The 21,834-nt window shown below is 34.3% G+C and carries 21 protein-coding genes; 15 read left to right on the plus strand and 6 right to left on the minus strand.

What is annotated here, in order from left to right:
• Positions 1 to 72: 72 nt before the first annotated feature.
• Together NK356_RS06015 and NK356_RS06020 are read right to left on the minus strand one after the other, a co-directional pair.
• A complete protein-coding gene (locus NK356_RS06015; protein WP_253316459.1) occupies positions 73 to 747 on the minus strand; it encodes a hypothetical protein in 675 nt (224 codons plus the stop codon).
• Complete coding sequence (locus NK356_RS06020) at positions 704 to 6,967, minus strand: hypothetical protein (protein ID WP_253316460.1); 6,264 nt, start codon at positions 6,965 to 6,967, stop codon at positions 704 to 706. The genes NK356_RS06015 and NK356_RS06020 overlap by 44 nt, the downstream gene beginning before the upstream one ends.
• 181 nt (positions 6,968 to 7,148) lie before the next feature.
• Between NK356_RS06020 and NK356_RS06025 the strand changes: the two genes are divergently transcribed.
• The 12 genes from NK356_RS06025 to NK356_RS06080 all read left to right on the plus strand — a co-directional run bounded on the left by NK356_RS06025 (position 7,149) and on the right by NK356_RS06080 (position 16,119).
• Entirely contained in the window at positions 7,149 to 7,454 is a 306-nt protein-coding gene (locus tag NK356_RS06025) for a DUF4134 domain-containing protein (protein ID WP_159478904.1), read from the plus strand.
• A gap of 11 nt (positions 7,455 to 7,465) precedes the next feature.
• Positions 7,466 to 7,798, plus strand: a complete 333-nt coding sequence (locus NK356_RS06030) for a DUF4133 domain-containing protein (RefSeq protein WP_159478902.1) — start codon at positions 7,466 to 7,468, stop codon at positions 7,796 to 7,798.
• Entirely contained in the window at positions 7,795 to 10,305 is a 2,511-nt protein-coding gene (locus tag NK356_RS06035) for a TraG family conjugative transposon ATPase (RefSeq protein WP_253316461.1), read from the plus strand. Before NK356_RS06030 ends, NK356_RS06035 begins: the two co-directional genes overlap by 4 nt.
• A gap of 20 nt (positions 10,306 to 10,325) precedes the next feature.
• Complete coding sequence (locus NK356_RS06040) at positions 10,326 to 10,958, plus strand: DUF4141 domain-containing protein (protein WP_227942496.1); 633 nt, start codon at positions 10,326 to 10,328, stop codon at positions 10,956 to 10,958.
• 1 nt (position 10,959) lies between these two features.
• On the plus strand, positions 10,960 to 11,952 hold the full coding sequence (traJ, locus tag NK356_RS06045) for a conjugative transposon protein TraJ (RefSeq protein ID WP_253316462.1): 993 nt from the start codon (positions 10,960 to 10,962) through the stop codon (positions 11,950 to 11,952).
• Positions 11,953 to 11,968: 16 nt separating this feature from the next.
• On the plus strand, positions 11,969 to 12,592 hold the full coding sequence (gene traK, locus NK356_RS06050; RefSeq protein ID WP_115929551.1) for a conjugative transposon protein TraK: 624 nt from the start codon (positions 11,969 to 11,971) through the stop codon (positions 12,590 to 12,592).
• A 10-nt stretch (positions 12,593 to 12,602) separates the two neighbouring features.
• A complete protein-coding gene (locus NK356_RS06055; protein ID WP_253316463.1) occupies positions 12,603 to 12,881 on the plus strand; it encodes a hypothetical protein in 279 nt (92 codons plus the stop codon).
• Positions 12,878 to 14,170: a conjugative transposon protein TraM gene (traM, locus tag NK356_RS06060; protein ID WP_253316464.1), complete on the plus strand. Its 1,293-nt coding sequence runs from the start codon at positions 12,878 to 12,880 to the stop codon at positions 14,168 to 14,170. The genes NK356_RS06055 and traM overlap by 4 nt, the downstream gene beginning before the upstream one ends.
• A gap of 21 nt (positions 14,171 to 14,191) precedes the next feature.
• On the plus strand, positions 14,192 to 15,091 hold the full coding sequence (gene traN / locus NK356_RS06065) for a conjugative transposon protein TraN (RefSeq protein ID WP_253316465.1): 900 nt from the start codon (positions 14,192 to 14,194) through the stop codon (positions 15,089 to 15,091).
• A 64-nt stretch (positions 15,092 to 15,155) separates the two neighbouring features.
• Positions 15,156 to 15,311 (plus strand): hypothetical protein, encoded by a 156-nt coding sequence (locus NK356_RS06070; protein ID WP_253316466.1) that lies wholly within the window; start codon positions 15,156 to 15,158, stop codon positions 15,309 to 15,311.
• 6 nt (positions 15,312 to 15,317) lie between these two features.
• Entirely contained in the window at positions 15,318 to 15,647 is a 330-nt protein-coding gene (locus NK356_RS06075) for a conjugal transfer protein TraO (protein WP_367399296.1), read from the plus strand.
• A gap of 13 nt (positions 15,648 to 15,660) precedes the next feature.
• Positions 15,661 to 16,119: a DUF3872 domain-containing protein gene (locus NK356_RS06080; RefSeq protein ID WP_253316468.1), complete on the plus strand. Its 459-nt coding sequence runs from the start codon at positions 15,661 to 15,663 to the stop codon at positions 16,117 to 16,119.
• A gap of 256 nt (positions 16,120 to 16,375) precedes the next feature.
• Here NK356_RS06080 and NK356_RS06085 read toward each other — a convergent pair whose 3' ends face one another.
• The 3 genes from NK356_RS06085 to NK356_RS06095 form a co-directional block, all read right to left on the minus strand.
• On the minus strand, positions 16,376 to 16,819 hold the full coding sequence (locus tag NK356_RS06085) for a RadC family protein (protein ID WP_253316469.1): 444 nt from the start codon (positions 16,817 to 16,819) through the stop codon (positions 16,376 to 16,378).
• A gap of 63 nt (positions 16,820 to 16,882) precedes the next feature.
• A complete protein-coding gene (locus tag NK356_RS06090; protein WP_253316470.1) occupies positions 16,883 to 17,956 on the minus strand; it encodes a DUF932 domain-containing protein in 1,074 nt (357 codons plus the stop codon).
• Between the two features lie 39 nt (positions 17,957 to 17,995).
• Positions 17,996 to 18,406: a single-stranded DNA-binding protein gene (locus NK356_RS06095; protein WP_253316471.1), complete on the minus strand. Its 411-nt coding sequence runs from the start codon at positions 18,404 to 18,406 to the stop codon at positions 17,996 to 17,998.
• A 379-nt stretch (positions 18,407 to 18,785) separates the two neighbouring features.
• On the opposite strand from NK356_RS06095, the gene NK356_RS06100 reads away from it, so the two are divergent.
• Both NK356_RS06100 and NK356_RS06105 read left to right on the plus strand, forming a co-directional pair.
• Complete coding sequence (locus tag NK356_RS06100; protein ID WP_253316472.1) at positions 18,786 to 19,055, plus strand: helix-turn-helix domain-containing protein; 270 nt, start codon at positions 18,786 to 18,788, stop codon at positions 19,053 to 19,055.
• A 2-nt stretch (positions 19,056 to 19,057) separates the two neighbouring features.
• Positions 19,058 to 19,336, plus strand: coding sequence for a hypothetical protein (locus NK356_RS06105; protein ID WP_253316473.1), 279 nt, complete (start codon positions 19,058 to 19,060; stop codon positions 19,334 to 19,336).
• Between the two features lie 92 nt (positions 19,337 to 19,428).
• Here the strand turns inward: NK356_RS06105 and NK356_RS06110 are convergent, their stop codons facing one another.
• A complete protein-coding gene (locus NK356_RS06110; RefSeq protein WP_253316474.1) occupies positions 19,429 to 20,658 on the minus strand; it encodes a site-specific integrase in 1,230 nt (409 codons plus the stop codon).
• A gap of 784 nt (positions 20,659 to 21,442) precedes the next feature.
• Between NK356_RS06110 and NK356_RS06115 the strand changes: the two genes are divergently transcribed.
• Positions 21,443 to 21,832, plus strand: coding sequence for a hypothetical protein (locus NK356_RS06115; protein ID WP_253316475.1), 390 nt, complete (start codon positions 21,443 to 21,445; stop codon positions 21,830 to 21,832).
• Positions 21,833 to 21,834: the final 2 nt, after the last annotated feature.

Consider the following 21,834-nt stretch of genomic DNA (forward strand, 5'->3'; position numbering starts at 1 on the left):
GTAAAATTTTTTGAGCTATAAGGGCTCAAAATTTTCCAGAATAACTTTTTAACTTACACAGTTAGTGAGATACTACCACAAAAACCTATTTATCTCTTCAAACTTTTTTAATTCTGTTATTCTTTTTTGCAGCCTTTGGATTTCATAATTTTTTAAAAATTCTTCATTATGCTCATCATCATAAAACTGGGGATTCTTATCTAGTATAGTACTAATTATAACTGCATCGGTATTATCAGGAAGATGAACTGCATTTTTAAGCCATTCTATAACTTTTTCATCTATAACATTTTTTGCAGCATTTTGTAATAAATATTCAATCCATATTTTAGCTGTTTTATCAATTTCTTTAATCATATTAAGGCATTCTTCTACTGAATAATAGTCAAAGTTCTCATTTGTGACTTCGACTGTCTCTGGATTTCTCATTAGGCTAAAGAAATAAGGCTTTTCTCTTTCCGGATCTAGCTCCGTTAACGTTTCAAGTATATTTTCAAATTTTATAAAAGGTCTTCTTTCATAAGGAAGAGAATTCCTATGTTTCCATAATTCTAAAATAGCCTCAAAACATTCTTTCTCTGCATCTTGTTTCTCTAAGCCAGCGGATTCTTCAGCAGCAATAATTTTTTCAGCTATATAGTGAGCCATCCATCGAGATAAAGTATCGACACTTGTTTCTAACTTAAGTTCTTTTACAAAAAGTTTACCCAAGTTTATAATTTTTCTCTGTAGTTCTAAGTCTTCCATCTGATGATAATAAAAATAATTGTTGTTTTGGTCTTATATGTTGATAATCGTCATCGTGTTGACGATACTTGTAGGTAACATCTCTTTTAATCTCGACTTCAATAATAAAATCGCAATCGAGAGTTGTGCACACATCTCTTAAAAAACTTAATGATGCGCTTAAGCATTTACCTGATTGATCGGGATTTTCATCTAATCGATTTCGATGACTACTCCAAATCTTACAAGTCATTGAAGGTTGATCAGAAGATGGTGAATACCATTCCTTCGCAGTTTCATTTGAATTTAAATGTAACGTGTTAATAATTTCTTCTCCTATTTCATATGGAGGATAATCAATATTATCAGCATAAGGATCATACTCGTCAAATCTTTTAGAAGAGTACGAATCTTTGATCCAACCATTTAATTTAAATTTATTTGAGTAAATTTCAACATTTCCCTCTTTATAATGTGGAAGTTTGTAATCATAGGGGTCAATACATGTTTGCAAAGCATTCATTAATGCTGAAGAACTTTCCTTAGAAACCAATGCTGATCTTATATGAACACTTTCAGTTTTATCGCGTTTTTTTTCTTCCCAACCACCTTCAATATTAATCCAAATATCATCACTTAAAGAATCTGATATTAAAGTATCATAAAAATATTGTTCTGAAATTTTAAATCTCCAATTATCGTCGTCATCCTTAAACATCCACTTGGGGCGGGAAAGAGGTACAGGATCACGAAAATCTGATAACCACAGACCATCTTCGCAGGTTAAAAGATATCTATCTAACCAATATTCAAATCCATCATTCCAATCCCCTTTAGCTATAAGAGGCATTTCCTTGAGTAATTTTGAAGCAACTACCATCATTGAATGATAAGATAAATAGAAGTTTGCATCGTCTGATCTTGGATAATCTGTTTTGCTATACCAGGTTTCTCTTTCACCATAGGATCTATCCCATAGAATATGTCTAGGATCATTCATATATCCATTTAGTTTCCCCAACCCCCATTCATTAATGATAACTTCAGCCGCCAAATCTTCGACTTGTTTAATAGAGATCCCAAATGCTTCCCCCAAGTATTTGAACCAATAATCACCTATGTCAAGCCCGAAATGGAATCCATGTTCAGTATTAACTTCATTGTTTATATGCCAGTAGCTATTTACGGTCTCATTATATGCCAAAGTTAACATTGGTAAATTACTTTTTTTGAATATATCTAGCTGGCGAACATATTGATCAAAGTTATCATTCTTATTGGATGACATATTGAAAACTATTTCTGCGGCAAATTTTTGAATGAGTATATGCTGCTCTTCTTCATTGATTTTTACAAACAAATCCTTGTACGATCTTAATATTTCTTCATTTTCTTTAGAAACCTTTGCAAAAGCAATTAAAAGGTACATTTTCGCATGAAGTTCATAGAAATGAAATTTATAATGTCCAAAAGCTCCTGTTTTCCCAAATTCCAACCATTTAATTAAATCATCGAGAATGTCGGAACAATTCAATTTACCTAACATTCTAATGGTATGAACGGCATTCCAACGTTCATTTGATCGAGGAGAACCAAGAACAGACCAAATAAAACCAGCAATTTGATTATTAATAGAATCGGAAGTCTTTAACCACTCTGCCCATTCACCATCACCAAAATCTTTTTCTATGTGAATTTCACATCTTTTTAATGCATAGTCAGTTAATTCTAACGCATCATTAGGATCAATAACAGGACTTGCAACGCTTATAAAACCAAAGAACATTTCAGCATTAGAAAACTCATATCCACTTGCCAAGCCATCAAACATACCTTTCTTAAGAATATCAACATCTTGTTCATTTAAATTCAATTCCTCAATAAGTATATTAAATGAATATTTATTAGTGAGCTCATGTGCATATTTTTCACCAATCCTTTTCAGAATGATTGGCCATTTTTTCTTAAAACTTATCTTGTCTTTCCAAATATCAAGGAGTAACTTGAAAAAGAAACTAATCTCATAGCGATTTAGAGTAGAAATAAAAACTACGTCAATAAATTTAAAATAATCCTTACTATCTAACCTTTTAAAAACCTCAACCCAAAAATCTTCAATATTTGAAAATGTACGTTTTCTTTTTATTCTAAATAATTGTAAACATTTTTCAAAATTTTCACCGATTAGTAAATCTACATCTTGAAATAGATCAGTCCATTTTATATCATTGATATTTTTATGTGATTTCGGAACAATACTTTCAACGGATTGTTTTGATTTACTATCTGCTCTAGTTTTTTCAACAAAAAGTAATATATGATTTAAAGCTGAATCATTGATATTTGAGTCTTTAGCTAATTGTTTAATTATTCTATAATATTCAAGTTCTACTCCGCCAATCTGGAGCAGATTTACAGCATCTGCAAAAATTTCATTTTTAATTTTCTCTTCCTTTTCTTTATTTAGACATAAAGAAAGTAAGTTTTCAAATTTATTGTCTGAAAAGAGCCTCGACATTGCCCATGCCGTAGATGGAGATATTTTATCACTCTTTAAAAGTTCATATAAGAGAGCTTTTAGCTGATAATCAAATCTACCAATACTTCTATCGCGCCATCTGCTTACTGCTGCTATACCCACACCACTAGACATTCTCGTACAAATCGCAATTGCCTTACCTCTATCTATAAGATCATTACCACCATAATCTCCGACCACTTCAGCACAACGAATAAACCTGTAAGCTAGTCTATCAGAAACATTATGTGATAAACATCCATGTTTAGATAATGAACTTATCCCTTCCCATCTCAAGGCAACCTCATCTCCAAATTTCGACAAAATAGCTAAAGCCTCTTCAAAATATATGGATGCATCTTCGGGAGCCGAACTCAACACAGCTCTTGCTAGACCGATAAATCTCTCACCTTTTTGCGTAGGATCATCATCAGCCATAGTTTTAATTCGAGTATAAAACTTTTGTTCGAGATCCTCTTTAATGAATGCAAGATGAGAAACTCTGAATGCTGTTCTAACTATTGCGAGTTCATCAGGAATCCATAAACTATTATTATCTTTTATATAATTTTCATAAAAATGCTTTATATTATCATAATTCAAATTTCTAGATAGTATAATTATCTCTGACTGCACAAACGCAATTTCGTTAGGTAGTGTATCATAAGATTTATATCTGCCTGATCGAGCTTTTATTGATTCTTCTTTTACATTAGTAACTTCCGCCAAAAAATTTATATCGATCGAACCAATAATCTTTATTCTAACAAGATACCATGGTAGTAATCCCAAAATAACTTGTTTAAAATCCTTGACCTCATTGCTTTGCTTATAATTCTTTTTATTTTTATCAATCAAATTCTTTGGTAATATTGACTCAAAATCAACTTCTGACCTTCCGGTAAAAAAACTTCTAATCGCTAATGTTCTAAGGTAAATAGTTCTTTCTGTTGATTGATGGTCACTATGAACCAAAGAAGAGGCTCTTTCGGGAACATAATGCCTTAATATTCTAAGAAGTACACAAGCTTCAAAGTTATGGTAAACACAAGCCTCAACAAAGGATATAATCGAAGACGTTAACCTTGTATTTCTATGAAATTGATCTAGTTTTTTTATTCGATATTTTGAGGCGGATAAAAGGATAATACAATTTTCAAGATATTTTTTTTCTGGAAAAACTCCAACTTTTAAAAGTTCATCAACTATTGCAACCATATAGTAAGGTTCTCTTGTACAATGTTCTAGAAAGCTGTTAATATCCTTAAAATTACCTATATCAACCAATCTTTTAATTAGGTCTTTGATAATAACGAAAGCATAGTTTTTATCAGTTAAACGATCAATAAACGCAACACATTCTTTAACACCATTGATATTGAATGATGAATAAGCTATTTCTAAAAAATCGTTTGAGGTAACCAGATTTTGACGAATATGATGCTCATTATTATCTATATCCTCGTAATAGATTTGCAGCCAATTTATGGCAGCTCGTAAATATCCTCTCGCTTCTCCTTTATACTCTTCAATTCCTGAAAGTAACGAAGCTGTATAAATATTTTCAGAACCATTCCATTCTCCTTTTAGTACTCTTTTAAATGCAATATCCTGAACTTTCTGTTTTTCTTGCAAAGCAATTAGCAGATCTATATTGGTTTTAAAAAGATCAAGCTGTCTCTGATTGCCTGCCATCTCTTCTCCCGCTCTAATGGCAATTTTGATTGCATCATTATAGTTTTTAGCACGCAAGCTTGCACGAAAGGCAAATTGTAATCGATATACCTTGACATTTCTTGCATCAATTGGATTGTCTTCTGGCAAATAGTCTTCAGACAAAGAAAGTTGTATAAGCTCTTTATATTTTTCTGCGTGTAAATAAAAATGGGGTAACACTTCTGAAACATAAGGATAGCGAATTGCTAATGGTTCTAATAAATTAATGTATGTCTCGAATTTTTCCTTCTTTGCAAAAAATGTTTTTCTAAACCAAGTTTCAGTAGGCTCATCACGAAATTGCACAGATTCATCATAGAGCCACAAAGAGCGACCCATATCTGAAATAAAGCTTTTGATTGCATCTACACTTACGCCAGCCGCTATAGCTAAAATTTTTATAGGAATATAAGGAGGTAAACTTGCTAATCCTATGCATATTGCTTGTATTTGTGTCTGATACGAATCAGATAACAAATCTTTTATTTTTGCAACTGCGTTGTTCAATTGAAATTCTATTTGATCTTCAACCGTTTTTCCACCTGGACCTAATTGACTTAGTAAATCAGAGACGCATGAGGCACCAATTGCCAAAGCATTAGCCTGAACTCGGGGATTTCCACTTGTCAGGCGGTGAAACTCAACTCCATCCTTATGACTCGCAGTTGGAAACCATCTTTTTAAATTTAATATTGTTTCCTCTTTCGAAAAGGGTTTAAGCTGTAACTGACAGATGATAGATGAAGGTCTTAACATTTCTATTCGTTCAGTTCGACATAATAAAACAAGCTTACATCCTTCAGGTATTTCTTCTCTCAGTAATTCGCTAGCAAAACAAGGATTATTGTACTCCTTTGCCGCCATTTCAGCATTATCAGCAGCATCTATTAATATATATAATATTGCAGAATCATCAATTTCTTTCAATTTTTTTACTGCTTGTCTAACCCTCAATAGAAAATTCATCATTATACTACTTTCAAGTGAATTTTCTTGAACGACAAGTGTCTCACAAAGTCCTTTTATTGCTAATTCATTTATTATTTGAACTAGCCCATCACGATGCCTATGTCTAGGTTCGCTTCGATTTCTATAGCTCCCAGCTCCAAAACAGTCATAAGCTATTGCCAATGAACTAGAAGATATTGACTCAACAAGTTTTTTACAAAAAACAGATTTACCCACACCTCCAGGCGCATGTAAAATTATTGGATGTGAGGAATTTTGAATTTCTGTAATAAGGCTATTATGCTCCTCTCGTTCAATAATAGTTTCAATATTTTCCCACCTTGCTGGCGCTGGAAATAATACTTTTTCAGAAAAAATGTGAAATCGTTTTAAAATATCTTCACGATTAATAATTCCATTCGAATGGGGCAGTACTCTTTCTTGTACAAGAGCAACAACACTTTCAACTTGAGCAGTATCTATAGCTCCAGCAAAAAGCTGTGACATTTCCCATTGTAACTCATTTTTTTGAAAATTATAATCCCCTTCTCCATCTTGAAATTCTAATATCGAGCAGAAATGAGATAGATTTTCGGAATTTAACCCTGTATATTTTTCAATAGTCTTTAAAAATCTCTTATTAACAGTGTTATTTGTTGCTAAAGAGAATATGTTTTGTTTGAAAAAACTGTCTACTGGTCTATTTGTTACAATATGGAAAGAGAAACGGGTAACATCTTTTTCTTTTAAATGCTGAGAAAATCTCTTTGCAAACTGTTCTATAGTACTTTGTAAATCACTAAGAACAAAAGGGCTATCTTTTTGCTGTGTCGTATGCTTAAGTTGATAATATTTAATAATCTTGAGATCATTCTCTTCTTTATAGTACTCGGAAACGTCGATAGCATACTCTCCTTCTTTTTCATTTTCTTCAGATCCTTCTATTACTATAGATCTTAAAGAAGGATTTGGATGTATTAGTGATAAACAACGGCGTGCAGCCCATCTGTAATGGAAAACATCACCTGCTCTCGAATAAGCAACTAAATCATTTGACATTTATTCCTGTACTTTAAAATTAAAAAGCAAATACTAATATAGAATTTTTTAGTCAAAAAAGTCTTTCAACGACAAACAATTCCCCATAGTACAAGATATTTAAAAAGCATTTCTATATCAAACACCTTTGTCTCAGAACCCTTAAAGCACGGGTTTTCATAATCATAAAAATCTATTCATTATGAAAAGACAAAGAAAAAAAATCGTGTTAACAGCATTGCTTCTGTTAATCGGATTGAGTACGAATGCTCAGGGAAATGGTTCTGCCGGAATCAATGAAGCAACTCAAATGGTTACTTCCTATTTTGACCCTGCAACGAAACTGATTTATGCCATTGGTGCGGTGGTCGGCTTAATTGGCGGGGTCAAGGTTTACAACAAATTCAGCAGTGGTGACCCTGATACCAGTAAAACTGCTGCCAGCTGGTTTGGAGCTTGTATTTTTTTAATAGTTGCAGCTACCATCCTACGTTCATTCTTCCTTTAAAATCATTGATGATGAATACCTATCATATCAACAAGGGAATAGGAAGAACGGTTGAGTTCAAAGGATTGAAAGCACAGTACCTGTTCATTTTTGCAGGAGGATTATTGGGAATACTTGTATTTATCATGATCATGTATATGGCTGGTGTCAATACCTATATCTGCTTACTTCTTGGAGGAACTACTTCTGGTCTTCTCATTTGGAAGACCTTTTCTCTCAACAGAAAGTATGGAGAACATGGATTAATGAAATTGGGAGCAAAAAAGAAGCATCCAAGGTACATCATCAGCCGAAAATCCATTTTCAGGTATATCAAGGTACACTCTAAAAAAGCTACAGCATGAGAAATCAATCCAAAGCGACAACGCTGGAAAGCAGATTTCCACTGCTAGGTGTAGAAGAGAACTGCATTATTTCAAAAGATGCTGATGTTACGGTTTGTTTCAAGGTAAGGCTTCCGGAACTGTTTACGGTAGCGTCAGCTGAGTATGAAGCTATCCATTCGGCTTGGTTTAAAGCCATAAAGACATTACCTGATTACAGCATCGTTCACAAACAGGATTGGTTTATCAAGGAAAATTACCGTCCCGATTTATCTAATGACGATCAAAGTTTTCTATCCAAGTCTTTTGAAAGGCACTTTAACGAAAGACCTTTCCTGAATCATTATTGCTATCTGTTTCTTACCAAAACAACAAAGGAAAGGATGAGAGCGCAGAGTAATTTCTCATCACTTTGTAAAGGAGTTTTGATTCCAAAAGAGATCAGGGATAAAGAAGTGATCAGCAGATTCATGGAAGCGGTTGATCAGTTTGAAAGGATTATGAATGACAGTGGGTATGTTTTTCTTGAAAAAATGACCGCTGATGAAATTACGGGAACAGCAAAACAATCGGGATTGTTAGAACAGTATCTGACTCTGTCGAGAGAAATTAATCCACCTCTCCAAGACCTCAACTTAGCAGCAGAAGAAATGCGTATTGGTAACAACCGCATCAGCATGCACACTCTTTCGGATACGGATGATCTTCCGGGTACAGTTTCTTCGCACAGCAGATACGAAAAGTTAAGTACCGACAGAAGTGACTGCTTACTCTCATTTGCATCTCCGGTTGGGCTGCTACTCAGCTGCAATCACATCTACAATCAATATCTGTTTATTGATAACAGTGATGATAATCTGAACAAGTTTGAAAAATCCGCCAGAAATATGCATTCACTGGCAAGGTACAGCAGAGCCAATCAGATCAATAAAGAATGGATTGAGAAATACCTCAACGAAGCTCATTCTTTTGGATTACAATCCATCCGTGCTCATTTTAATGTGATGTCGTGGTCTGACTATCCCCATGAATTGAAACAACTTAAAAATGACACAGGAAGTGCTTTGGCACTTATGGAATGTAAGCCACGGCATAATACAACAGATACTGCCACATTATACTGGGCAGGAATTCCCGGGAACGCAGGAGATTTTCCGAGTGAAGAAAGTTTCTACACGTTTATAGAACCTGCCTTATGTTTTTTCACTGAAGAAACCAATTATCAGGATTCCCCTTCACCTTTTGGGATAAAGATGGCAGACCGATTGACGGGAAAACCTATCCATCTGGATATTTCAGATCTTCCGATGAAACAGGGAATCATTACCAATCGAAACAAGTTCATTTTGGGACCTTCGGGGAGTGGGAAGTCTTTTTTCACCAACCATATGGTGAGGCAGTATTATGAGCAGGGAGCCCATGTTCTGTTAGTCGACACCGGAAATTCCTATCAGGGGTTATGCGAACTGATCAAAGGTAAAACAAAGGTTGAAGATGGAGTTTACTTTACTTATACAGAAGACAATCCGATTGCTTTCAATCCATTCTATACTGATGATGGAGTTTTTGATATAGAAAAACGGGAAAGCATCAAAACACTTATTCTCACACTATGGAAAAGAGATGATGAACCGCCAACCCGCTCCGAAGAAGTTGCTTTATCCAATGCAGTCAGCGGCTATATTGATCGAATCAAAAATAATGAACAGTTCCCTTCATTTAATGGCTTTTACGAGTATGTAAAAAATGATTATCAAAAAGTATTAGAGCAAAAAAAAGTCAGGGAAAAAGACTTTGATATTGCCAACTTTCTGAATGTTTTAGAGCCTTATTATAAAGGCGGAGAATATGATTTCTTATTGAATTCAGAAAAGCAATTAGATCTTCTTTCTAAGCGATTTATCGTTTTTGAAATTGATGCGATCAAGGATCATAAAATCCTTTTTCCCATTGTAACCATTATCATCATGGAAGTTTTCATTAACAAAATGCGAAGACTGAAAGGAATCAGAAAACTGATCCTGATTGAAGAAGCCTGGAAGGCAATTGCTAAAGAAGGAATGGCTGAATACATCAAATATCTCTTCAAAACTGTAAGAAAATTCTTTGGAGAAGCCATTGTTGTTACACAGGAGGTGGATGACATCATTCAGTCTCCTATTGTTAAGGAAAGCATCATCAACAATTCAGACTGTAAGATCCTTTTGGATCAGCGGAAATACATGAACAAGTTTGATGATATTCAGTCTATGCTGGGTCTTACAGACAAAGAAAAAGCACAGGTTCTTTCCATCAATATGAATAATGATCCGAAAAGACTGTATAAAGAAGTCTGGATCGGATTAGGAGGAACGCACTCTGCTGTATATGCCACGGAAGTCTCCACAGAAGAATATTTGGCCTATACCACAGAAGAAACGGAGAAAATGGAAGTCATGCAATTGGCTTCTGAACTTGATGGCAGTGTAGAGCATGCCATCAAGAGGATTTCTCTTAAGAGAATCAAATCGAATACAAAAGAAACTTAAATCATTAAAATTTTAAAACAATGAAAAATTCAATCATTACAACAGTTATGGTTATTGTATTAGCTATAACATCATTTGCAAAAGCGCAATTTGTGGTTACTGATCCGGCTAATCTGGCTTCAGGAATACTCAACTCCGCCAATGAAATTGTACAGACCTCATCGACTGTTTCGAATGTAGTTAAGAACTTCAATGAAGTTAAAAAGGTTTATGAGCAGGGTAAGGAATATTATGACAAACTGAAAGCAGTAAACAATTTAGTAAAAGATGCCCGTAAAGTTCAGCAGACTGTTTTATTGGTGGGTGATGTTTCCGAAATGTATGTCAATAATTTCGGAAAGATGCTGAATGATCCCAATTTCAATGCTCAGGAGTTGACCGCTATCGCTAACGGTTATTCAACACTATTGAACGAAAGCACTGAACTGCTTAAAGAACTTAAGCAGATTGTCACTTCTACCAATCTATCATTGAATGATAAGGAAAGAATGGAAATTATTGACAGAGTATATAAAGAGGTGAAAGATTATCACAATCTGGTAAGATATTACACCAATAAGAATATCTCTGTCAGTTATCTGAGAGCCAAAAAGCAGAACAATACGCAGAGAGTTCTCAACCTGTATGGTACTGTTAATCAAAAATACTGGTAAGATGGAACCTACTAATTTACATGAGGTGCTTCGTTCCGTGTATGAAGAGATGATGCCGATGTGTGCTGACATGGCAGCAGTAGCAAAAGGAGTTGCAGGGCTAGGAGCATTATTTTATTTGGCTGTAAAGGTTTGGCAGGCATTAAGCCGTGCCGAACCGATTGATCTCTTTCCTATGCTCAGACCATTTGCCATCGGAATCTGCATTATGTTCTTTTCAACAATTGTCTTGGGCAGCATCAACGGAGTATTAAGTCCGGTCGTTCAAGGCAGCCACTCCATGCTGGAGGGTCAGGTATTAGATCTTAATGAACTCCAGCAGAAAAAAGATCTGCTGGAAAGGGAGGCTATGCTTCGAAATCCTGAAATGGCCTATCTCATTTCTGATGAAGAATTTGACAAAAAATTGGAAGAACTAGGATGGTCACCTTCTGATTTGGTGACGATGTCGGGAATGTATATAGAGCGGGAAATGTTTGCCATTAAAAAAGATATCAGAGACGGTTTCAGAGAGTTTCTGGAAATACTCTTTCAGGCAGCGGCATTGGTGATTGATACAATCAGAACTTTCTTTCTCATTGTGCTTTCGATCCTTGGTCCTATTGCATTTGCCATATCGGTTTGGGATGGTTTTCAGTCTACGCTTACCCAATGGCTGACCAGATACATCAGTGTGTACTTATGGTTACCGGTGGCTGATATGTTCAGTGCTATCCTGGCAAAGATTCAATCCCTTATTATAGAAAGGGATATTGAAATGCTGGCAGATCCTAACTTTATTCCAGATACTTCCAATACGGTCTACATTATCTACATGATCATTGGAATCATTGGCTATTTCACTGTGCCTACCGTTACAGGCTGGATCATTCAGGCGGGCGGAGCCGGAAACTTTATGCGTAATGTTACCCAGATGACACAAAAGTCAGGAAATGTTGCGGGTGCTACTGCTGGCGCAGCGGCAGGTAATATTTCAGGACAACTCCTTAAATAATCAAAAAAACAAAAAAATGGAATTTAAAACCTTAAGAAATATAGAGAACAGTTTTAAGCAAATCAGATTGTTCACCTTTGTTTTTGCCATCCTTTGTTTTGGAGTTGTCGGCATTGTTGTGTACAAATCGTACAGTTTTGCGGAAGAACAAAGACAAAAGATATATGTCCTTGACAATGGTAAATCACTGATGGTTGCCCTATCCCAGGATATGTCTATCAACAGACCTGTAGAAGCCAGAGAACATGTAAGACGTTTTCACGAACTCTTTTTTACAGTAGCTCCTGATAAAAGTGCTATTGAGAGCAATGTAAAAAGAGCTTTTAATATGGCCGACCAATCTGCATTCAATTACTATAAGGATCTCTCTGAGAAAGGGTATTACAACAGGATCATCAGCGGAAATATTCAACAGCGAGTTGAAATTGACAGTGTAGTAGCAGATTTTAACAACTATCCCTATGCTGTAAAAACTTATGGGAAGCAATTCATTATCCGCGCAAGTAATTTAACGATCCGAAATCTTGTAACGAATTGTCAACTGGTCAATTCCGTGAGGTCAGACAGCAACCCTCAGGGGTTTACGATTGAAAAATTCAATGTCATTGAGAACAAAGATGTTGAAACTGTTAACCGATAAAAACAGCTATATGAAAAAATTAAGATTAAAAATAGAGGAATTCGTTAAAAAAGCAGAACGGAAATGGAAATCTTTACCTACCAAACGACAACGCTCTTTGACCAAGATATTTTTTTCAGGGTATGCGATAATGACGATTTTAACGGTTATTCATCTATGGTCAAAAGATTCAAAAAGTCGAACCATTCTTTCAGTTGGACATATCAATAACATTCCAAAGAAGATAAAGATGCAACATCAGCCGCTTGAAAAGCCAGCTAATTATTCACCCCATAAAACATCCCCATGAAAGAGACAAGTCAAATCAGAATCACTGAAGGAAGTATACATTCCTCAGACGAAAATGAACCTTTGGATCGTAAGCCAAGGTGGGAAAAATTTAAAAAGCCGATCATTTACTTTTTAATGTTCATTGCTTGTATGGGATCCTTGTATCTGATTTTTAAACCAAAAGATGATAAAACAACTAATCAAGAGGTAGGTTTAAATGCTGAAGTACCACAAGCCGCGGATGACAAATTACAAGCAGATAAGCAGAAGGCGTATGAGCTAGAATTGTTGGAGCAGAAAAATGAAGAAAAAAGAAATGCTATGACAAGCCTCTCAGATTATTGGAGTGAATCAAACGGCTCGAATCAGCTGACCGCTCTATCTCCAGAATCTTATAACAATACGAACGCAGATCAGAATGCTTTAAACAGCTACCGTAATGCACAACAAACATTAAGCTCATTTTACAGAAAAGACGACCATGAGGTTACCCAATTAAAAAGGGAAATTAACAGGCTTAAGAATGAAATTTCACATAAGGATGCAGTTCCAAGTACTGTAGGAATTAATGATCAGTTAGAATTGATGGAAAAGTCTTATCAGATGGCTGCAAAATATCTACCTGCGCCAAAACAGCAGGAAGAGCCTGAACCAAAGAAAACCTCTGAGGCAAAGCCTGAAGAAAACAAAGTTAAAATAACGGCAGTACAACTTCAAAAACGCAACGTCGTATCCAGTTTGTATCGAGAACCTTCAGACAGTACGTTTTCAGCATCCATCAGTCATAACCGATTTTTGGGGTTACGGAATGAACAGGAAAATACTGTATCGCAAAATCACAGCAGTATCCATGCAGTAATACATGAAACCATGACATTGGTAAATGAAAGTGTTGTACCCTTACGACTAACACAAGGTTTGCTCCTTGGAAAGATAACCATTCCTTCAGGTACTGTACTAAAAGCAGCAGGAAAACTTCAGGGAGGAAGACTGTTACTCGCAATTTCAAGTATTGAATATAAAGGCACTATAACCCCTGTCGAGATTAATATTCATGATAATGATGGGCAGTTGGGGCTTTACGTTCCCTACTCTTCAGAACAGACCGCTATTAAGGATATAGCATCCAACATGAGCCAGAATTCCGGCACCAATATTATGATGACCCAATCGGCAGGACAACAGGTTGCTGCCGATCTCACCAGAGGTTTGGTTCAGGGAGTTTCAGGATACTTTCAAAAGAAAGTAAGACAGCCTAAAGTTACTGTTAAGGCAGGGCATCAGGTGCTTTTAGTTTCAAAAAAATAATTAACCTTTAAATTAAAATTAATGAAAATACGACTTAATATATGTTTCTCGGTTCTGTTGATACTCTTCGGTATCTGCAGATTAGCAGCTCAGGAAAATTCAGGTTTCGCATCGCTTTCTCAGGCCAAACTGGAACCGTACAAGATGGAAGTTACGTACAATAAAACAACACATTTATTATTTCCATCTCCCATCCGATACGTGGATCTGGGAAGCGAAAATTTGATTGCCAATAAAGCGGACGATGTAGCGAATGTTCTCAGAATAAAATCCTCAGTAAGAGATTTCGACGAAGAAACAAACTTTTCGGTCATTACTGAGGATGGTAAATTTTACAATTTTGATGTTTTTTACAGTTCATACCCAGACACTCTGAATATTGACCTTCTGAAATTACAACGAAATCAGGAAAAAGAATACTCTACAGATGTCCTGTTTGAAGAACTTAAGGGAGAATCTTCATCATTGACTGAATTATTGATAAAAACCTTGTACCAACTTCCCAAAAGAACAGTAAAGCACATTGGTTCAAAAAGTTTTGGAATTCAGTTTCTGTTAAAATCTCTGTATGTACATGAAGGAAAGTTTTATTTTATTTTTCAAATTAAAAACAAAAGCAATGTTTCTTTTGACGTTGATTTTGTCACTTTCAAAATTACCGACAAAAAGAATCTAAAAAGAACTGTCGTTCAGGATAGGGTATTATCTCCTCTCAGGACTTATTCTCCTAACCCTACAGTCAACTACCAATCCGACGGTGAATTTCTTTATCTCATGGACCAGTTTACGCTTTTAGAAGATCAGATAGTAGAGATTGAATTGATGGAAAAAGATGGCGGACGACATCAGAAGATTCAGATAGAAAATTCAGATTTGATCAGTGCCAAAGTGGTCAATGATATTCAATTAAAACTAAACTAACATGAAGAGTTTGTTATCGTTAATAACAGTGTTTTTATGTTTTTACATAGTCAAAGCACAAAGAATGTTACCGAAGCAAAAAAGTATCGGAATCAATACAGGATTACTGTTGAAAAAGTCATCCGGAAATTATTTCGTCAATACCGATTTTATTATCTATTCAAAAAAAGGGAACTATTCGATTTATTCATTTCAATACAGCAGACAGACCATTCCGTAGAAAACTATTGATGTTCCAGTTGAAAACTGCAGTCTTGAAGTCGGTTATAGTTTTAATTTGATTGCGGGTCTGACAAAAAGCTTTTTAATCAATTCTACATTTTCCGCCACCGGAGGATATGAGAATATTAATAAAAGTGAGACACTACTCTATGACGGAGCCGTACTCTTGAATGAATCATCGTGGGTGTATGGGGGAAGTGTAAAAATTAGTGTTGAAACCTATCTGTCGGATAGGATTGTTTTAACAGGCTTTTATAAAGCAAAAATAGTATGGAATACTTCACTTGAAAACATAAGACCTGGCGTTGGTCTTGGAATCAGATTTAACTTATAAAATAAAGATTATTATGAAAAATGTAATCAATATCAAAAAACATTTTTTTGCAACTATGTATGTTTTAGCAACCTTATTTGTTGTAGAGTTTTGTTTTTCATCTTGTTCAGAAGATGAATTACAGCTACAGAAAAATTTTCCCTTTGAAGTCCAGATAATGCCTGTTTCAAAATACATTGCTAACGGAGAAACTGTGGAAATCAGATGTCGCATTATTTCTGTTGGTAACTATAGTGAAACTGAGTATTTCTTCAGGTATTTTCAGTTTGATGGAAAGGGTACATTACGTTTATTCAATGAACCTCATTTTTTACCCAACGATTCATATCTCCTGGCTGAAAAGGAATTTAGGTTATATTATACTTCTGAATCAACAGTATCTCAAAGTTTTGACATTTGGATTTCAGACAATATGGGAAATGAGCAAAAGCTGAGCATACAGTTTAGTCCTCAAAACGCAGAAACTGTATAATGTAAAATATAATGTATTAGGCTATTTTATTAGAAATAACCTTTAATTTTTCTTCACATTACAGGCTATAAGAAGTAGCCTCTCGAAATAACTGTAACCTTTTTGAAAAAATTTAAGTGAAAAAATTTTTATCAATAGGGTTACTCTTAATGACTTGCGAAAAGACGTTTCCGACCACAGGAAGGAATTGTCTTTTCGCCGAAAATTTTAAATAAACGACAATTCAATATTGTCGTTTATTTTATTAGTTAGAAATTTACAAATATCCGTTATCAGCAAAAGACAGATAATCTGTCGATGTTAAAATGCAATGATCTAGTAATTTAATATTTAAGAATTCGGATGCATTTTTTATATTCTTTGTAATTTTTAAATCTTCATTAGAGGGTTTTAAATTTCCAGATGGATGATTATGTGCTACAATTATAGAAGAAGCATTACAGAGAAGGGCTGTTTGCATAATTATCCGAACATCCACTATAGTTGAAGAAATTCCGGATTCAGAAATCTTTCTGATTCCTAAAACCTTATTACTCTGATTTAAATATAAAGCGAAAAAAGATTCTCTATAATCTATTTCATCAGAATCAAAATGTTGTCGAAATACCTCTGCCGCATCATATGAATTACTGATTACTATGTCGGAATTACCTTTTCGTGAATAACTTAATTTTATTTCATTAACAATTTTGAATTTCATTTGATATGCTCCTATACGGTGGAGACTTGCATTTACCGCATGTTTTTAATTACTAAATTATTTTCAGTTCATTTTTAAAATGTCTACTCCAAAATGAGCAACGTTTTCACAAAGCTCAAACGCTTTTTGAGACTTCATTTGAGCTGTTCCGCCCATAACTATGGATTGTAATTTGGCTTCGTCATCTTTGTAGGTTTTTACATTCTGATAGAAACCTGTCACTGCATTGTAAGCACCGAATAAAGTTCCTTTCGTGGTTTCCATTTGTTGGGCATCACTCATCATTGCATAGGCAAATGCATCCTCCACCGTGTTTTTAAAAACCGTAGACAATTCTTCAGCATTTCCTTTCTGCAGATGGTTTAAAGTTTCTTTATTGGGGTAAAGTGCTAATTGAATTAATTTTTTCATTTCAGCGTCACCAATCTTAATTTTTGCCCAATAATTAAAAGTTTCCTCTAATTGAGTACTTAGTTTATTTGCTAACCCCATGACTTTGTGAGCATCTTCCAAACGTTGTTTTGCGCCTGATGTATGTCTTATTCGTACGACGTTACTCATATTTCTTAATGACGCATTTAAAGTATTTTGGCAAACAATACGAATGGGTGTAAATGCGGCGGTAATGCTTCCGCTTCCATCATGTGAGGTCGTCAAAAAAATGTATTTTTCTGTGATGTCGTCCCCGTTTCCGACACGGATATAGTCGGGAAGTTTAGCTGTTATAAAAATTCGCTCTCCATTTCCCAATGCTCCCGCAGTCTCATACAGAATACCATTACCACCTCCTACAATAGAATCGAAGAAAGAAAATGCTTCAAGGTTTTGTACAATATGATAATCTTTACCAACTACACCTAATACAGTATTATTATCAGTGCGGATATTGGCAAAATAGTTTGGAACTTCCAATTCGGAATCACTCAATTTTAGTCCATCTTGAGATTCTACTAGCTCTGTACCTTTCGTAAATAGAGGAGATTTTTCTACCTCGTAGTCAAGCCCCGCAAATTTAATGGCTTCTTCACTTGTCGGATGTTCTTGTACAATCTGCCCTAAGTTGTGCCATACTTTTTCTTTTACGCTGAAAAATGAATATTTTCCTGTTCGGTTGTTGAAATTTAAATTATGTGCCATGATATTGTTATTTAATGTTATAAAATTGTTTTGATTGACTTAAAATGGAAGGTCATCATCCTTATCACTTTCGTTGGATTTAGGTTGACCGATTTCCTTATCATTTTTCTTGTTGACGGATGTAGACTTGCCTTCAGTTCTTTTATGACTACTGTGTAATTTAATTTGTGATGTATGGAAGTTCAGACCTGCGTTTGCTTCTCCATCTTTTCCAATCCATGCTCTTGTGTAAACTCTTCCAATTAGCTCTACTAATGTCCCTTTCGTAAGCAGCTCAGCTACTTTTGAAGAAATCCAATAGGAGCAGTCAAAGAAAGTTGTCTGTTCGATTCGCTCGCCTTGTTTGTTGCGATAATTGTCATTGGTAGCAATAGAGAAATTGACTACTTGTTTTTTGTTTGACAGAGTACGGACTTCCGCATCTCTTGTCAGTCTTCCGATAATGTTCATAACTGTTTTTTTTGATTATACATTAAAATCACTTCTTCTCTTTTCCAATCTCCCAAGCCTCTCAGGGCTTCGCTGAATATTTTTCAAAAGAAAACCGGAAAAAAGAAAGCAGATATGAAGTGTTGGCAATGAACAAGAGCAAAAGGAAACGGAATAATTGGAGGGAACCTTTAGGGAGGAAACCGTTTATGCCGTAGTCTTTTGCTGACAATAGGAATGGCTGTCAACAATACCTTAGCTGCCTTTTTACCGGTTGATTATGAAAAATGTAAACTTTTCAACTAAACAATAAGACAGAAGAAGCCAAAGTACCCTTGAAAGTGAAATATCCTGTATTTACGAACTGTTAGAAATAATTTTATTGAATAATATCAATAACATGGAATATTTAACAAAAGATGATTTAAGTGAATTTAAGAAGGAACTGTTTGACGAATTACAGAAAGTATTTGTAGAAAACAGAAAGAACTTAGATAAAAATGAAAATAAATGGGATTGGCTTAGAAGTAAGGAAATTCGGAAATTACTTGCAATCTCACCTGCAACCTTGCAAAATCTTCGTATCGGTGAAAAAATCAGGTATAAAAAAATACTGGGATCTTATTACTATAACAGAAATGATTTAGAACTATTATTTAAAACAGAATGATAATGGATAAGTATTGGAAAATATTTTTGAAAAGAATTTCGGAAGACGAAAGACTCAATGTCTGGCATCTTGTTCTTCTAATGGCAATTATGCAATTAGGTATAGATCAGCATGAAACAAAAACCATTAGAGTCAGCAGAAGTATACTTATGAAGAAATCACACATCCTAACTTTACCCACGTATCATAAATATTTTAAAGAACTACAGGCAATCGGTTACATCACCTACTATCCTTCCTATCATCCAAAAGTGAGAAGTTATATACGGATGCAATCTTGACTAATTCACTTGACGAATTCGGATATTGAATTTCAGCAAATAAAAAAGAGAGCTTTAATCATTAAGCTCTCTTTCGTTTAGGCATTAGCTCCCTATATTTTTTCAGTCTTAAGTTTCTCTTTTAAAATTTGCATTTCTCTATTGATCATTTCTTGGGTTGTAATCGCATAATCTTCAGTTTGTGTAACTGAATGATGCCCCATCATTTCCTTTACAACATGAATTGGAACACCATTTTTCAAGGTCACTGTGCTACCAAATGTTCTGCGTGCTCTATGGGTATTTAAATCTCCCTCAATTTCACAAATCGAAGCAATTTCTTTTAGGTATTCGTTCATTTTTTGATTTGATTTTACAGGAAGGACTAAATTAGTTTCTAAACAAAAAGGATGCTTTCTATACTTATTTATAAGTAAGACTGCTTTTTCAAGCAACGGGATATCTGTTCGAGATTTAGTTTTCTGACGTTTAGAAATAATCCACATCGATCCATCAATTCCATCTTTAATATCAGTTTTCCTAAGTTGTTTTACATCAATATATGCAAGACCGGTATAACATTGAAATACGAAAATATCTCTAATAGTATTTAATCTGTCTGTTGAAAAAACTTTATTCTCAATTTTGCTTAACTCTTTACTAGTTAAAGGTTTTTTATCAAGTTTTGTTTTTTGAGATTTAAACAGTTTAAATGGATCTTTCGTTATAATTTCCTTGGCTATGGCACGCAAAACTATTTTTTTAAAATTTGCAATATATTTCAGTGTTGTATTATTAGAACACTTTCTTGTTGTTTTAAGGTAAAATTCATAATTGATGATAAAACTATAGTTTAAGTCACGGAATTCAATATCGTCACATTCATAGTGATGTAAAATAAAATCCTTCACATGGGATCTTGCCGTTAAATAACGATCATGTGTTCCTTTAGCATAGTCACCAACTTCAACTAAAGCTAACATCTCGTCATTATGTTTTTGAAATTCTTGCAGTACAGTTGTTTTAGCTATTGTATTTCCCTGAATAAAATCAATAATAGCCTTTGTAGTAATGGATTTTCCATTAGTTATCAATTCTGTTCTAAAATTACTGATTCTTAGAATAATTGAATCTAAATATTGATTTAAAGATCTGGCATCTTCCTTGTTACCTATTGCTCTCTCAACATTCTGATTCCATCGCTGGCTATCCCACTTTCTTTTTGTCGAGATTTCTTTTGGTACGCCATCAACTGTAACTCTTAGATACACAAATCGGAAACTATCACCTTTTTTCCAAGGCGTCTTTAAAAAAAAAGAAACGCCTAAACTTTTTTCTAACATAATTCGAAAATTTTGGATTATTAAAATTCGAATTAAATTACCATAAAGTCAAGTCGTTAACTACCTTAACCAGTTCATCTACAGACATTTGAACTCAATTCTATGGCAGTTTTTTGATCGTATTTAAACTGCCACGATTCTGCCAGAATAATTATAAGCAATTTTAAAAATTATGCACATATAAAAAGCATAAAAAAAGCTGTAATTAATTAAATTACAGCTTTTTAATAGATTTTTGTGTGGTTTTGAAAAATTTACTTTTCCTACTCTGCGGGATGAGAGAGAGTCCTGTCGAACCCCTTATACCCCTCTTGAGTCTCTTGAATAAAATTAAATAATTGAAAATCAATCATTTATTCAATATTCATGAAAATAAAAATCTTCTTTACTTATAAAATTATTAATTCTATTCAAAATTGAGCTGCTTACTAATCATATTAAATTATTTAATCTTTCAAGACTTATATTATAGCCAACTTTTAGAGAGAAATATAATTGAAGTTAAATATCTGCTAGAAGTCGGATGGATTTTAAACCAGTACATATAAATTAAAACATTGAAGTTAAAATAATCGTTCTCATCTTTCAACTATAACAGTCTAATAAAAAGTTCCAGATTTTCTCAATAAATAGAAATGGAACAGTTAATTACCTATGCGTGATTTCTTTAAAGTAAAACGAAACATCTTAATTGAGTTTTTGTATATTTACTAATAAAGAATTAGAATATTTTGAATAAAATATAAAAATCTTAAAGGATTGTAAAATTTCAAAACTAATAATTATGAAAATTAGAAATGATTTTGTCTCCAATAGTAGTTCTGTCAGTTATATCATAACAATGAAAAAAGAACTGTTGGAAACAATGGAAAGAGCCTTCGGACATCATGCTGATAAAGAGATGGCAAAAATTAGAGATTTCGTAAAAGAGGATTTGATTCAAAATGGAACCAGAGTATATCTTGGAGATGAAGACATTTACTACAAAAAAATTGAATTCGATACGGATGGTGGTACCAATACGAAAGAATGGATAGAAGCAGAAGGAAAAGAAGTTGATCTTTCCCAAATGGATGATGAAGAAATATGGAAATATATCTATGGTGAGTATATCATGAAAGGAGAGCTAGGTAAAATTTACGGATTCGGTGTAACCCAAACACAAACTTATTAATT

Origin of the sequence: Chryseobacterium sp. S0630 (genome assembly GCF_024158915.1) — a bacterium.
Classification (GTDB): domain Bacteria; phylum Bacteroidota; class Bacteroidia; order Flavobacteriales; family Weeksellaceae; genus Chryseobacterium.